Below are 13,064 nucleotides of genomic sequence, written 5' to 3'. Positions count from 1 at the left end.
CTGCTCGCGAAGAGGGAGAGTCAGTCAACATTTACGTTGAATGACACACCGCTTTCGCGAGCAGGCTCGCTCCCACATTCATATCGATGTTCACTCGGTAAGCTCTTCCAGGGTCTTGCCCCGCGTCTCCATCCCGAACAGCCACACCACGCCCGCCGCAATCGCGAAGCACGCCGCGCCGAGCGCGAACACCCCGCCCTGCCCGGTAATCGGGAACACCAGCCCGGTCACCAATGGCCCGAGCAGAGAGCCGACGCGGCCGATGGCCGAGGCGAATCCCGAGCCGGTTGCCCGTGCGGACGTCGGGTACAGCTCCGGCGTGTAGGTGTAGAGCACCGCCCACATGCCGAACAGGAAAAACTGCATCAACAATCCGGTGCCGATCAGCAGCGCCACGTTACCGCCGAACACCGCGCTCTGCCCGTATAGAAACGCCATCACCCCGCCGCCCAGCAGGGTGACGATGCACACCGGTTTGCGCCCCCAACGCTCGACCAGCCACGCCGCCATGAGGAAGCCGGGAATCCCGCCGAGCGAGATCAGCACCGTGTAGTACACCGACTGCGTCACGGCGAAACCCGACTGCTGCAGCAATGCACTGAGCCAGGAAGTCAGCCCGTAAAAACCCAGCAATGCGAAGAACCACAGACTCCAGATCATCGTTGTACGCTGGCGATATTGCGGCGACCAGATCTGCTTGAGTGCCGAGAAGAAATTACCCGGTGGCGTCACCGTGCGTGGCAAACGAACCGGTTCCGGCAAGCCTGCACCGCCCAGCGAAGCACGCACTCGCGCTTCGATGCCGTTCAACACCTTGTCCGCGTCGACGTCGCGCCCGGCCTGTTCCAGCCAGCGCGGCGACTCAGGGATGAAAAAGCGGATCGCCAGAACGAACACCGCCGGCACCGCCAGCACCAGGAAGATATCGCGCCAGCCAATCAGCGGCAGCAGGAAGTACGAGAGCACACCCGCCGCGACAAACCCCAGCGGCCAGAAGCCGTCCATCAGGGCGATGTAGCGCCCGCGCCGTTGTGCTGGAATCAGCTCCGACAGCATCGACTGTGCGATGGGAAACTCCATGCCCATGCCAATTCCGAGCAGGATGCGAAACAGCGTCAGCGTCTCCACCGTTTGCGCCGTCGAACACAGGTAACTGGCCACGCCCCACAACACGATGCTCCACTGAAACACCGGTTTGCGCCCGAAGCGGTCGGCGAGCATTCCCGACAGCGACGCGCCGAGCACCATGCCGAAAAAGCTCGAACTGGCTAGCAACCCCGCTTGCGCACTGCTCAGGCCGAACTCGGCTTTGATCGAGCCGAGCAGGAAAGTCATCATCGCCAGATCCATGGAATCGAAGAAAAACGCCAAGGCGATGATGATGAAAATGACGCGGTGATAGCCGCTGAGCGGCAGCCGTTCCAGGCGTTCAGCCGCACTAAAGCGTTGTGTATTCATGTTGTGCTCCCCCATCCGGAAAATCCCCGGATCGAGTGTGCGCGATGGTCATACAGAGGTCGTACTGGATGCGACCTGTTCACAGCCGTGGACGACGTCAGCCTTCAGCTCATCGCCGAGCAACGCTCTAGAACGCTGTTTCCAGCTCGGTTTCCTTGGCAAAGCGATGGATTTCGCGCTGGCCGGTGGCGGTCAACTGCAAGGCGCGGGAATCGTTGGGCAAGGTCAGCCAGCCGGACTGCATGAACAACTGCAACAGCGCCGCGCCCAGTGAGCCGCCCATGTGCGGACGGCGCTCGCTCCAGTCCGGGCAGGCGCAGGCGACCTGCACGTTGCGGTGGGCCAGGGCCTGGATGAACACTCCGCGCTGCGCCAGTCGGGTGGAGCCCTTGTGCGTCACAACCACCCGCTGCTCAAGCTGTTCGATCCAGCCGGCGTCGAGCAGGCGCTGATACAGGTCGGCCGCCAGGGTACCGCCCAGATGATCGTCGCAGAACCGCGCGCGCAACAGCGAAGACGGCGCCGCCTGCGGCCTGACCATGGGAGTCGTGCGTTTCAGCGCATCAGGGATTTGCCGTGGCGCGCTGGCAATGGTGGCGCTGGCCAGTGCTTCGATCGCCGCGCCGATTTCCGGTGCCGCCAGGCGAAAGAAGCGTTTGCGCCCACGCATTTCGATGTTCAACAGCCCCCCTGCGGACAGGCGTCCCAGATGCGCACTGGCCGACGACGGCGAGAGCCCGGCCAGCAGCGCCAGCTCTTCGGCTTGCCGGGCCGAGCCATCCATCAACGCCCACATCATCGCGCTGCGCTTGGGGTCGGCCAGCAATGTCGCGATCTGGCTGATGCACGGTGCATGTTCCATATGTTCACTCCCTGTTGAATCGTATCGTCTACCGCTCGGAGACATCCTGGCCGGTTATGGGGCATCGGCCAACACGCGAAAATCGCCCGGGATCGGTGGCAAGGGATGCCATCGACACCAGCTGCTCCGGCACACAACCTGGCAGCAGAAGTAGCAACCGTCACCAAAAGCCGGCAACGCGTTACGGGGTCTGCGCGCCGGGTGTCAGTGCAGGCATGAGGCGGGCGCTAGTATAAGCGGGTTAAGCCAGACGTCCTGCGCCTGGGCCTGGGCAGGTGGCGATTGTTCCTGACAGAAATTTCTCTAATTGCCTGCGACTAATGATCAACTTTGAGGAAACCGGGAAATTGGCTACTCAATTCGGCGCATCGGCTGGCGAGCATCTCTCTCAGAAGGTTCACCGGCTTACTCAATTGCGCGCGATGGGCGCACAACAGATTCAGCGGTGCGCGCTCACACAGCAGTTCCGGCATCAGCACTTTCAGGCGCCCGGCCAATACATCGGTGCCGACGTCCAGCCAGGATTTGTAGGCAATGCCGGCACCGGCCAGCGCCCATAACCGTACTACGTCGGCGTCATCGCTGAAGCGGTCGCCGCTGACGGTCAGGCCGACTTCGCGCTTGCCATCGTGAAAACTCCAGTGGTCGTGGACGCGGCTGCCGAGCATGTACAAAAGGCAATTGTGCTGGGCCAATTGCTCGAGATGGCGCGGCTCGCCCTGCCGGGCCAGGTAATCGGGGGATGCGCACAACACCCGGCGATTGTGTGGGGCGATGGGCAAGGCGATCAGGCTGGAATCCTCCGGCTCGCCGTAGCGCAGGGCGATGTCCACCGGTTGCCGGAACAGGTCGGCGATGCGGTCGCCAAGCAGCAGGCGCACCGTCAATTTCGGGTGTTCACGCTGGAACGCGTCGAGCCACGGCAGCAGCAGATTGCGACCGAAGTCCGAGGGCGCCGACAACTGCAGAATTCCGCTGACCTGGTCCTGACCGCTGGCGAGCAGGCGACGCCCTTCGTCGAGATTGCTCAGGGCGGCGCGGGCATACTCAAGGAAGCCTTCGCCCTCGGCGGTGAGGCGCAGGCTGCGGGTCGACCGCGCCAGCAGCCGCGCACCGAGTTGCTGCTCGATGCGCTTCAACGCCGCGCTGGCCACCGCCGCGGACATGTCCATCACCCGTGCCGCCGCCGACAGGCTGCCCAGATCCGCCGCGCGAACAAACAACTGCAAGTCATCAAAACGCAGCATGCGCAGCCTCGATTATCAAAAAAATATTGAAAGAGACTGCTCTTTTAGCCGGTTTTATCGCGCAGAGAAATAGCCAATGATGGCCTCCATCGAATTCATCCCGATTCTGGAGTCCGCGCATGTCCCAGCCCTTTACCGCTATAGCCACCCTGACCGCTAAATCCGGCCAGCAGGACGTTCTCGAACAGGCGTTGCGTGCCCTCGTCGAACCGAGCCGCGCCGAGCCGGGTTGTGGCCAGTACGACCTGCACCGCGACCTTGCCGATCCGCAGGTTTTTTATGTCATCGAACAGTGGGCCAGCGACGAGATTCTTGAGGCGCACAACGCCAGCGCGCATTTTCAGAAGTTTCAGGCCAGCGCCGGCCACACCATCGAACACTTCCAGCTCAAACGCCTCGGCAAAATTGCCTGATTCCTCCTTCTATCAACTGTACGGAGCCACTTATGAAAGCCATTGCCTATTACGCTTCCCTGCCGATCAGCGACGCCAAGTCCCTGCAGGACATTGAACTGCCAGAGCCGGTCGCCGGCCCGCGCGACCTCTTGGTGGAGGTCAAAGCCATTTCGGTCAACCCGGTCGACACCAAAGTGCGGCAGAACATGGCGCCGGAAAACGGCGCGGCGAAAGTGCTGGGCTGGGACGTTGCCGGTGTGGTGAAAGCCGTGGGCAGCGAAGTCACCCTGTTCAAGGCGGGCGACAAGGTGTTCTACGCCGGTTCGATCGCCCGGGCCGGTGGCAACAGCGAGTTGCACGTGGTCGATGAGCGCATCGTCGGCCACATGCCCAAGTCCCTCGGTTTTGCCGAAGCCGCCGCGCTGCCGCTGACCGCGATCACTGCGTGGGAATTGCTCTTCGAGCGCCTGCAAATCAGCGAAGGCAGCAATGATGAGGGTCAGAGCCTGCTGATCGTTGGCGCGGCGGGCGGAGTGGGCTCGATCCTTACCCAATTGGCCAAGCAGTTGACCGGCCTGAAAGTGATCGGCACCGCTTCCCGCCCACAGACCCGTGACTGGGTCAGCGAACTCGGTGCCGATCTGGTCATCGATCACAGCCAGCCACTGAGCGAAGAATTGAAGCGCGCCGGCATCGACAGCGTGACCCACGTCGCCAGCCTGACCCAGACCGATCAGCATCTGGCGCAACTGGTCGAAGCCCTCGCGCCGCAAGGCAAGCTGGCGCTGATCGACGATCCGAAGTCCCTCGACATCAGCCTGCTCAAGCGCAAGAGCCTGTCGCTGCACTGGGAGTTCATGTACACCCGCTCGCTGTTCGAAACGCCGGACATGATCGAACAGCACAAGCTGCTCAACCGCGTCGCCGAACTGATCGACGCCGGCACTTTGAAGACAACTTTGGGCGAGCACTTCGGTGTGATCAACGCAGCCAACCTGCGACGCGCCCATGAGCTGCTGGAAAGCGGCAAGGCCAAGGGGAAAATTGTTTTAGAAGGTTTCTAAAAAAATAAAGCCTCGCAACCGCTCGTGATGCCAGAGCGGTTGCGGGGCTTTTTGCCGTCAGTCGGTTGCTTGACCCTTGTCACAATTACGCGGGTATCGAGGTCTACAATCGAAGCCTCTGCGATACATCTTTTACGCAAGGGAGGTCAGCAATGAAGATCCTGATAAAAGAAGTGGCAAAGTCTCAATGGCAGGTGCGCCTGGACCAGCACGTCGTAACCTTTCGCAGTGAAGCCGAGGCTCTGGCCTTCACTCGCACCCTCGAAGCGCGACTCTGCGCGCCCCACCGAATCCCCGAACCCAGCCAGCAGCGCGCCGCCGGCTGAGCTCCAAAGTCGAGCGTTCAGACCTGGGCTTGCGCCAACGCCCGGGCATTCTGCAAACGCCGGGTGAGCAGCGCGACGCTCACCACCAGCAAACCGCACAGGCTGATGACCATCGCCATCGGCACGGCGCTGCCATCGTGCAACACCCCCACCAACGCGGCGGCACCGGCGGCGATGCTGAATTGCAGGCAACCGAGCATTGCCGATGCACTGCCGGCACGGGCGCCCTGACCGTTCATTGCGCAAGCTGAGGCGTTGGGAATGATGCAGCCGAGGCTGGCAATGCAGATGAACAGCGGAATCAGCAACGGCCACAACGCCTCTGGACGCATCGCGCCGACCGCCAACAGCGTCAGCCCGGCGAGGAAATACACCCACACCGCGCGCACCAGCAAGAACGCCGGGCCACGCTTGGCCAGCAGACGCGCATTGACCTGCGCCACCAGAATGAACCCCGCCGCGTTGGTGCCGAACAGCCAGCCAAAATGCTCGGCGGGTACACCGTAGAGCTTGATGAACACAAACGGTGAGCCAGCGATGTAGGCGAACATGCCGGCGATCGCGATGCCGCCGGTCAGGGCGTGGCCGAGGTAGACCGAATCCTTGACCAGTCGCGCGTACTGGCGCAACGCACCGGACAACGGCTGGCGCGGCACATGGGCCGGCATGCTTTCCGGCAGCCCCAACGCCACCGCCAGACCCGCCGCCGCACTGAACCCGGTGAGCACCAGAAAGATCGACTGCCAACCCGTGGTATTGACCAGCAGCCCACCGAGCATCGGCGCCAGAATCGGCGCCAGGCCCATCACCAGCATCAATTGGGAAAACACCTTCGCCGAGCCCACCGCGTCGCACTTGTCGGCAACCACCGCGCGGGAAATCACCATCCCCGCACAGCCACCGAGTGCCTGGACGAAACGCGCGCCGATCAGCCATTCCAGGCTCGGCGCGTAGGCGCAGGCCAATGACGCCAGGGTGAACAGAGCAACGCCGCTGAGCAGCGGAAGTCGCCGGCCGAAACGATCGGAAATCGGCCCGTAAGCCAGTTGGCCCAGCGACAGACCGAGGAAGTACGCCGCCAGCGTCAGCTGGACATGCTGCTCATCGGTGCCGAACGCCAGCGCCATGGCCGGGAAGGCAGGCAAATAGAAGTCGATCGCCAAAGGACCGAAGGCGCTCAAGGCGCCGAGTATCAAAATCGTGCGGAAATTCATCAGGCATCCAGGTGGGCAAGTCGCAGCCCGACAGTCTAGCCGCGCCCGGACGCCTTGAACATTCCGATAGCTCGCTAACGATCAATTTCAGACGAGCTTCACCTCATAACCCTCTTCGCGGATCGCTTCGATGACCTGATCGGCACTCAGCGCACTTTCGACGCCGACTTCCTTGGCCGCCAGATCGACGCGCACGCTGGCTGCCGGATCCAGCGCCTGTACCGCAGTGGTGATGGCTTTGACGCAATGACCGCAGGACATGCCTTGAACGTTGAACACTTGCATGGGAAGACTCCTTTGAGTGAGGTTGCCGGCAGTCTCGAGCTTGCCACGATGGCAAGGTCAAGTTCTGCGAAAAACTGCCGGGCTGGCAATCGGCGCCGCGCTCGGCCAAGCTGCGTGTATCAATGACTGAAATTCAGGAGATTCAGCCATGCGCTGGTCAGCTTTGGGCCTGTTTGGCTTGCTCAGCCTTTTCGCCGCCGTCCCGCAGGTGCAAGCCGCCGGCGAGGATTACGCGGTACTGATCATTTCCCGCGAGCGCCTCGAAGTGGCGACCTCGTGCGAGATCGGCGTGTACATCCAGGACCAGCTCTCGGCGCGCCTGTTCCAGGAGCAGAGCACGTCGTTCAACCTGCCGCCGGGCAAGGTTTCGCTGCGCTTGAAACTGCTGCCGGGCCAGGCACCGGGTTGCAACCCCGGCATGCTCGCACCGGGCTCGCAGGAAGTCGTGCTGCATGCCGGGGATGTGCTGAAGTTCCGCCTGGCGATGAATGCCGAAGGCGTGTACCTCAAGCCGGCTGGCCTCGGTTACTGAGCAACCGCCTCGACCTGTGGGAGCGAGCCTGCTCGCGAAAGCGCCGGGTCAGCCAACATGATTGCTGAATGATGCACCGCATTCGCGAGCAGGCTCGCTCCCACAAGAATGGTGCTTGACCTTGCCCGCATGGCAAGGTTGATCCTGTAGACATCCACTACAGGGAGCGCGACCGATGTCCGAATCCACCACTTTCGATCTGCCGATTGCCGGCATGACCTGTGCCAGTTGCGCCGGGCGTGTCGAGCGGGCGCTGCGCAAGGTCAGCGGCGCCAGTGCCGTCAGTGTCAACCTCGCCACCGAACAGGCGCGGGTACAGGCGCCCGGCGACAGCCTGCCGGCGCTGATGCAAGCCGTGGAGCGCGCCGGTTACAGCGTGCCCCGGCAAACCGTCGAATTGAGCATCGACGGCATGACCTGCGCGTCCTGCGTCGGTCGCGTCGAACGCGCCCTGAGCAAAGTCCCAGGCGTGAGCAGCGTCAGCGTCAATCTGGCCAACGAACGTGCGCACCTCGAATTGCTCGGCCAGGTCGATACGCAAACCCTGCTCGACGCGGTGAGCAAGGCCGGTTACTCGGCCAGAGTCTGGCAAGCTGAACGGCCACAGTCCGATGACCAGCAAAAACGCCTGCATCGCGAGCGCTGGGCATTGATCTGTGCGATCGCCCTCGCTCTGCCGCTGGTGCTGCCGATGTTGCTGCAGCCGTTCGGCATTCACTGGATGCTCCCGGCCTGGGCGCAATTCGCCCTCGCCACCCCCGTGCAATTCATCTTCGGCGCACGCTTTTATGTTGCGGCGTGGAAAGCCGTGCGCGCCGGCGCCGGCAACATGGACCTGCTCGTCGCCCTCGGCACCAGCGCCGGTTATGGCCTGAGTGTCTATGAATGGACCAGCGCCGCCGGACGCATGCCGCATCTGTATTTCGAAGCCTCGGCCGTGGTCATTGCCCTGGTATTGCTCGGCAAATATCTCGAGAGCCGCGCCAAACGCCAGACCGCCAGCGCCATCCGCGCTCTTGAAGCGTTGCGGCCGGAGCGGGCGATTCAAGTCATCGACGGGCGTGAGCAGGACGTTGCGATCAGCGCCCTGCGCCTCGACGATCTGGTGCTGGTCAAACCCGGCGAACGCTTCCCGGTGGATGGCGAAGTCGTTGAAGGCCAGAGCCACGCCGACGAAGCGCTGATCAGTGGCGAAAGCCTGCCAGTGCCGAAACAGCCGGGCGACAAGGTCACCGGCGGCGCGATCAATGGCGAAGGTCGTTTGCTGGTGCGCACCCAGGCGCTCGGCGCGGAAACCGTGCTGGCGCGGATCATTCGTCTGGTCGAAGACGCGCAAGCGGCGAAAGCGCCGATCCAGAAATTGGTGGACAAGGTCAGCCAGATCTTCGTGCCGACCGTGTTGCTGATCGCCCTGGCCACGCTGATCGGCTGGTGGCTGTACGGCGCACCGCTGGAAACTGCGCTGATCAATGCCGTCGCCGTGCTGGTGATTGCCTGCCCGTGCGCCCTCGGCCTCGCCACCCCGACGGCGATCATGGCCGGCACCGGCGTCGCCGCACGCCACGGCATTCTGATCAAGGACGCCGAAGCGCTGGAGCGCGCCCATGAAGTCAGCAGTGTGGTGTTCGACAAGACCGGCACGCTGACCTCGGGTACGCCGCGTATCGCGCACTTCAGCGCGGTCGATGGCGACGAAAACAATCTGCTGACACTGGCCGGTGCCTTGCAGCGCGGCAGCGAGCATCCGTTGGCCAAAGCGGTGCTGGATGCCGCCGCCGAACGCAGCTTGAACGTGCCCGACGTCAGCGACAGCCAGTCGCTGACCGGACGCGGCATTGCCGGCACGCTGGATGGCCGGCGCCTGGCGCTGGGCAACCGGCGGATGCTCGACGAAAGCGCCTTGAATGCCGGTGAATTGAGCACATCCGCCGAAGCGTGGGAACGCGAAGGTCGGACACTGTCGTGGCTGATCGAACAAAGTCCTGAGCCGAAGGTGCTGGGCCTGTTCGCCTTCGGTGACACGCTGAAACCCGGCGCTCTGCAAGCGGTGCAACAACTTGCCGCACGGGATATCCAGAGTCACCTGCTGACCGGCGACAATCGCGGCAGCGCACGGGTGGTGGCCGAGGCTCTGGGCATCCAAAATGTCCACGCCGAAGTGCTGCCTGCCGACAAAGCCGCGACGGTGGCCGAGCTGAAGAAAACCGGCGTGGTTGCCATGGTCGGCGATGGTATCAACGATGCCCCGGCCCTCGCCGCCGCAGACATCGGCATCGCCATGGGCGGCGGCACCGACGTCGCCATGCACGCGGCCGGCATCACGTTGATGCGCGGCGATCCGCGACTGGTGCCGGCAGCGCTGGAGATCAGCCGCAAGACCTACGCGAAGATTCGCCAGAACCTGTTCTGGGCCTTTGTCTACAACCTGATCGGCATTCCGCTGGCGGTGTTCGGCTTCCTCAATCCGGTGCTGGCCGGTGCGGCGATGGCGTTGTCGAGCGTCAGCGTGGTGAGCAATGCGCTACTGTTGAAAACCTGGAAACCCAAGGACCTGGAGGAACACCGATGAACATCGGCCAAGCAGCCCGACAGAGTGGCCTGAGTGCAAAAATGATTCGTTACTACGAGTCGATCAGTTTGCTCAAAGCGGCCAATCGCACCGACAGCGGTTACCGCGTATACGGCAGCGATGACCTGCACACGCTGGCGTTCATCAAGCGCTCGCGGGATCTGGGCTTTTCTCTGGAAGAGGTCGGCAAGCTGCTGACCCTCTGGCAGGATCGCCAGCGTGCCAGCGCCGATGTGAAAGCACTGGCGCGCCAGCACATCGACGAGCTGAACCAGAAGATCCGCGAGCTCGGCGAGTTGCGCGACACCCTGCAGGATCTGGTCGAGCATTGCAGCGGCGACCATCGCCCGGACTGCCCGATCCTCAAGGAGCTGGCGTCGGGCTGCTGCGCGCAACCCGCTCGCGCCTGATCCGCAACAGCGTCACCACGCACAGGGTGCCGAGGGGAATGCCGTGGAACAGCATGACCACGGCCCCCGGCGTCCACCACGCATAGAACGGCGCAGCGACCAACATGCCGATGCCGAAACCGCTCATCTGCAGCAAGGTCAGCACGCTGAAAATCGGCAGGCGCAACGCCGCAGGTTCCCGTTGTAGCCGTGACATCAGGCTGACTTCGGAAACCCCGTCGCCAAGCCCCGCCGGCAAGGCGAACACCAGCAGACCGTAGAGGCTGTGCTGCTGGAACATCAGAATGAAACCGCAGGACATCAGCGCCACGCCGCAGAAAAATCTTCTTTCGAGGTGGCTGTTCTCCGAGCCCTTGAGGTGACTGGCGATGCGTGCGCCGAGCAGTTTGCCGCTGGCCCATACCGCAAGCGCCAGGCCCAAGGTCGTACTCGCCGCCTCCGGCGTGAGCAGTTTCGAAATGATCGGGAAGCCGACGTTGTGCGCGGCGCTGCCCAAGGTATCAGCCATAGTCACCGCGAGCATGGCCGCGACCACAGGCGCCGAACGCAGGCCCTGCCGTAGCGCAAACCATTCACCGCGCTCCGGCTGTTCGATGACATCGTTTTTTTCGAAACGCAGCGGCACGATCAGCAGAGCCGCGAGCACATAGGTCAGCGCGTTTAGGGCGAAGACCGTTTCGAAACCAAAAGCAGCCACCAGCAACCCCGACACCAGACTGCCGCCGACCATGGCGGCTGAAGAGGCTGAAGTGATCCAGGCGTTGGCCTTGAGCAACTGCGCCGGCTCGATCAAACGCGGCAACTGGCTGTTGAGGCCGATGGCGAACATCGAATTGCCCAAGCCGAGGCCGAAGGCAATCAACGGCAACAGCCACGCCTGCTGACTCGCCGGAGTGATCAACAGCAGCCCCAGCAGCGCCGCACGCAACAGATCGAACGCAATCAGCGGCGCGCGGCCCTGCCAGCGTCGGTAGAAGCGTGTGCCAATCAGACTGGCGACGATTCCGCCACCGACGCGGCTGGCAAGGAAAACGCCGACGCTCATGGCGCTGTTGCTTAACAGATAAACGTAGGTGGCCAGCGCGACCATGTTGAGGAAGGCGCCGAAATCGGAGATCAGCCGGGCGGTTACGATCAGGTGGGTGTTGCGTGGGGTGGTCACATTCAGTCCTTGAGTGTGGTTGGAGCGCTGGACAGTAGACGCGAATAAGCCAGGATCCGAAAGCCCCCTCACCCTAGCCCTCTCCCAAAGGGAGAGGGGACCGATTGGGGGATATTTGGGAGATACACCGACCTGAACGTTTTTCTTTGAATCCATAATCGACTCGGTTTTTTCAGGTCGATGTATGGCTAAAGACACCTCGGTCGGCCCCCTCTCCCTCCGGGAGAGGGACCGATTGGGGGATATTTGGGAAATACACCGACCTGAACGTTTTTCTTTGAATCCATAATCGACTCGGTTTTTTCAGGTCGATGTATGGCTAAAGACACCTCGGTCGGCCCCCTCTCCCTCCGGGAGAGGGACCGATTGGGGGATATTTGGGAGATACACCGACCTGAACGTTTTTCTTTGAATCCATAATCGACTCGGTTTTTTCAGGTCGATGTATGGCTAAAGACACCTCGGTCGGCCCCCTCTCCCTCCGGGAGAGGGCTGGGGTGAGGGTGCTTTTTGACTCAAACAAAAAACCCGGCCGAAGCCGGGTTTTTCATCACGCGATCACTGCATCCACGGCGGTGGAGGCGGTTCTTCGGGTTTGCCTTTCGGCGCGTCGTCCGCCGCGCGAATGGCCTGCTTGCGTTCCTCGTCGAGGCGCGCCGCTTCGATTTCGCGCAGCACCCCGCCGACATCCGCCAGGTCCTCCGGATCGTCGAACTCGCCGGTCAGCACACTGTTCGGGTGCAAGGTGCCGGCTTCGTACAACGCCCACATTTCCTTGGCATATTTGGTCTTCTTCAATTCCGGCGCGAAGCGACCGAAGTACGAAGCCATGTTGCCAACGTCACGCTCGAGCATGCTGAACGCGTGGTTGTTGCCCGCAGCGTCGACTGCCTGGGGCAGGTCAATAATCACCGGACCGGTCGGGGTCAGCAGCACGTTGAACTCGGAGAGGTCACCGTGCACCAGACCGGTACACAACATCAGCACGATCTGCGAAATCAGGAAGGCGTGATACTCGCGCGCCTGATCAGGCTCCAGCACCACATCGTTCAGACGCGGCGCGGCGTCGCCGAATTCGTCGGCCACCAGCTCCATCAACAGCACGCCGTCGAGGAAGTCATAGGGTTTGGGCACTCGCACGCCGGCGCCGGCCAGACGGAACAGCGCCGCCACTTCGGCGTTCTGCCAGGCGTCTTCGGTCTCTTTGCGACCGAACTTGGACCCCTTCGCCATGGCCCGCGCCTGACGACTGTTACGAACCTTGCGGCCTTCCTGATACTCGGCCGCCTGGCGGAAACTGCGTTTATTCGCCTCCTTGTAGACCTTGGCGCAACGTAACTGATTGCCGCAGCGCACTACATAAACAGCTGCCTCTTTGCCACTCATCAGTGGACGCAGCACTTCGTCGACCAGACCGTCCTCGATCAGGGGTTCAATGCGTTTTGGAGTCTTCATCAGCTTTTATTGTGGGTCCTTTATTACCAAACACGCGAATGTCACTCGTTATACGGCAATCCTCGCCCGACGGGGAGGGGTTGCC

General features: G+C 62.4%; 13 protein-coding genes. 6 read left to right on the top strand and 7 right to left on the bottom strand.

Translation table 11 applies throughout. From position 1 onward, the window contains the following. Positions 1 to 90: 90 nt before the first annotated feature. From NF676_RS04045 to vimR, 3 genes are all read right to left on the bottom strand, one after another. Positions 91 to 1,458 carry an MFS transporter gene (locus tag NF676_RS04045; protein ID WP_150638125.1) on the bottom strand — a complete coding sequence of 456 codons (1,368 nt, stop codon included), beginning with the start codon at positions 1,456 to 1,458 and terminating at the stop codon, positions 91 to 93. Between the two features lie 127 nt (positions 1,459 to 1,585). After that, entirely contained in the window at positions 1,586 to 2,320 is a 735-nt protein-coding gene (locus tag NF676_RS04040) for an ArsR/SmtB family transcription factor (protein WP_041479646.1), read from the bottom strand. Between the two features lie 317 nt (positions 2,321 to 2,637). Continuing rightward, the gene (gene vimR / locus NF676_RS04035; protein WP_252868758.1) at positions 2,638 to 3,567 is read right to left on the bottom strand and encodes a transcription regulator VimR; all 930 of its coding nucleotides are present in this window, start codon (positions 3,565 to 3,567) and stop codon (positions 2,638 to 2,640) included. 119 nt (positions 3,568 to 3,686) lie between these two features. Here vimR and NF676_RS04030 point away from each other — a divergent pair, with 119 nt between their 5' ends. From NF676_RS04030 to NF676_RS04020, 3 genes are all read left to right on the top strand, one after another. After that, the gene (locus NF676_RS04030; protein WP_016771821.1) at positions 3,687 to 3,980 is read left to right on the top strand and encodes a putative quinol monooxygenase; all 294 of its coding nucleotides are present in this window, start codon (positions 3,687 to 3,689) and stop codon (positions 3,978 to 3,980) included. Between the two features lie 32 nt (positions 3,981 to 4,012). Then, positions 4,013 to 5,026: a zinc-binding alcohol dehydrogenase family protein gene (locus tag NF676_RS04025; RefSeq protein ID WP_252887275.1), complete on the top strand. Its 1,014-nt coding sequence runs from the start codon at positions 4,013 to 4,015 to the stop codon at positions 5,024 to 5,026. 152 nt (positions 5,027 to 5,178) lie between these two features. After that, positions 5,179 to 5,352, top strand: coding sequence for a hypothetical protein (locus tag NF676_RS04020; protein WP_016771823.1), 174 nt, complete (start codon positions 5,179 to 5,181; stop codon positions 5,350 to 5,352). Between the two features lie 17 nt (positions 5,353 to 5,369). Here NF676_RS04020 and NF676_RS04015 read toward each other — a convergent pair whose 3' ends face one another. Further along, on the bottom strand, positions 5,370 to 6,566 hold the full coding sequence (locus NF676_RS04015; RefSeq protein ID WP_016771824.1) for a multidrug effflux MFS transporter: 1,197 nt from the start codon (positions 6,564 to 6,566) through the stop codon (positions 5,370 to 5,372). Between the two features lie 87 nt (positions 6,567 to 6,653). Then, the gene (locus NF676_RS04010; RefSeq protein ID WP_056787762.1) at positions 6,654 to 6,851 is read right to left on the bottom strand and encodes a cation transporter; all 198 of its coding nucleotides are present in this window, start codon (positions 6,849 to 6,851) and stop codon (positions 6,654 to 6,656) included. 148 nt (positions 6,852 to 6,999) lie between these two features. On the opposite strand from NF676_RS04010, the gene NF676_RS04005 reads away from it, so the two are divergent. From NF676_RS04005 to cueR, 3 genes are all read left to right on the top strand, one after another. Continuing rightward, positions 7,000 to 7,383: a hypothetical protein gene (locus NF676_RS04005; RefSeq protein WP_024011458.1), complete on the top strand. Its 384-nt coding sequence runs from the start codon at positions 7,000 to 7,002 to the stop codon at positions 7,381 to 7,383. A gap of 175 nt (positions 7,384 to 7,558) precedes the next feature. Beyond that, positions 7,559 to 9,952 (top strand): copper resistance metal-translocating P1-type ATPase CueA, encoded by a 2,394-nt coding sequence (gene cueA / locus NF676_RS04000; RefSeq protein ID WP_252887274.1) that lies wholly within the window; start codon positions 7,559 to 7,561, stop codon positions 9,950 to 9,952. Next, the gene (gene cueR, locus NF676_RS03995; protein WP_252887273.1) at positions 9,949 to 10,362 is read left to right on the top strand and encodes a Cu(I)-responsive transcriptional regulator; all 414 of its coding nucleotides are present in this window, start codon (positions 9,949 to 9,951) and stop codon (positions 10,360 to 10,362) included. The genes cueA and cueR overlap by 4 nt, the downstream gene beginning before the upstream one ends. Here the strand turns inward: cueR and NF676_RS03990 are convergent. Together NF676_RS03990 and NF676_RS03985 are read right to left on the bottom strand one after the other, a co-directional pair. Further along, positions 10,316 to 11,524 (bottom strand): MFS transporter, encoded by a 1,209-nt coding sequence (locus tag NF676_RS03990; RefSeq protein ID WP_252887272.1) that lies wholly within the window; start codon positions 11,522 to 11,524, stop codon positions 10,316 to 10,318. The genes cueR and NF676_RS03990 overlap by 47 nt on opposite strands. A gap of 558 nt (positions 11,525 to 12,082) precedes the next feature. Further along, entirely contained in the window at positions 12,083 to 12,979 is an 897-nt protein-coding gene (locus tag NF676_RS03985; protein ID WP_016771829.1) for a PA4780 family RIO1-like protein kinase, read from the bottom strand. Positions 12,980 to 13,064 lie beyond the last annotated feature (85 nt).

This window comes from Pseudomonas siliginis, from assembly GCF_024072275.1.
GTDB lineage: Bacteria > Pseudomonadota > Gammaproteobacteria > Pseudomonadales > Pseudomonadaceae > Aquipseudomonas > Aquipseudomonas siliginis.
Note: the sequence above shows the minus strand (reverse complement) of the source record. Positions and strands in the feature narration are given on the sequence as shown.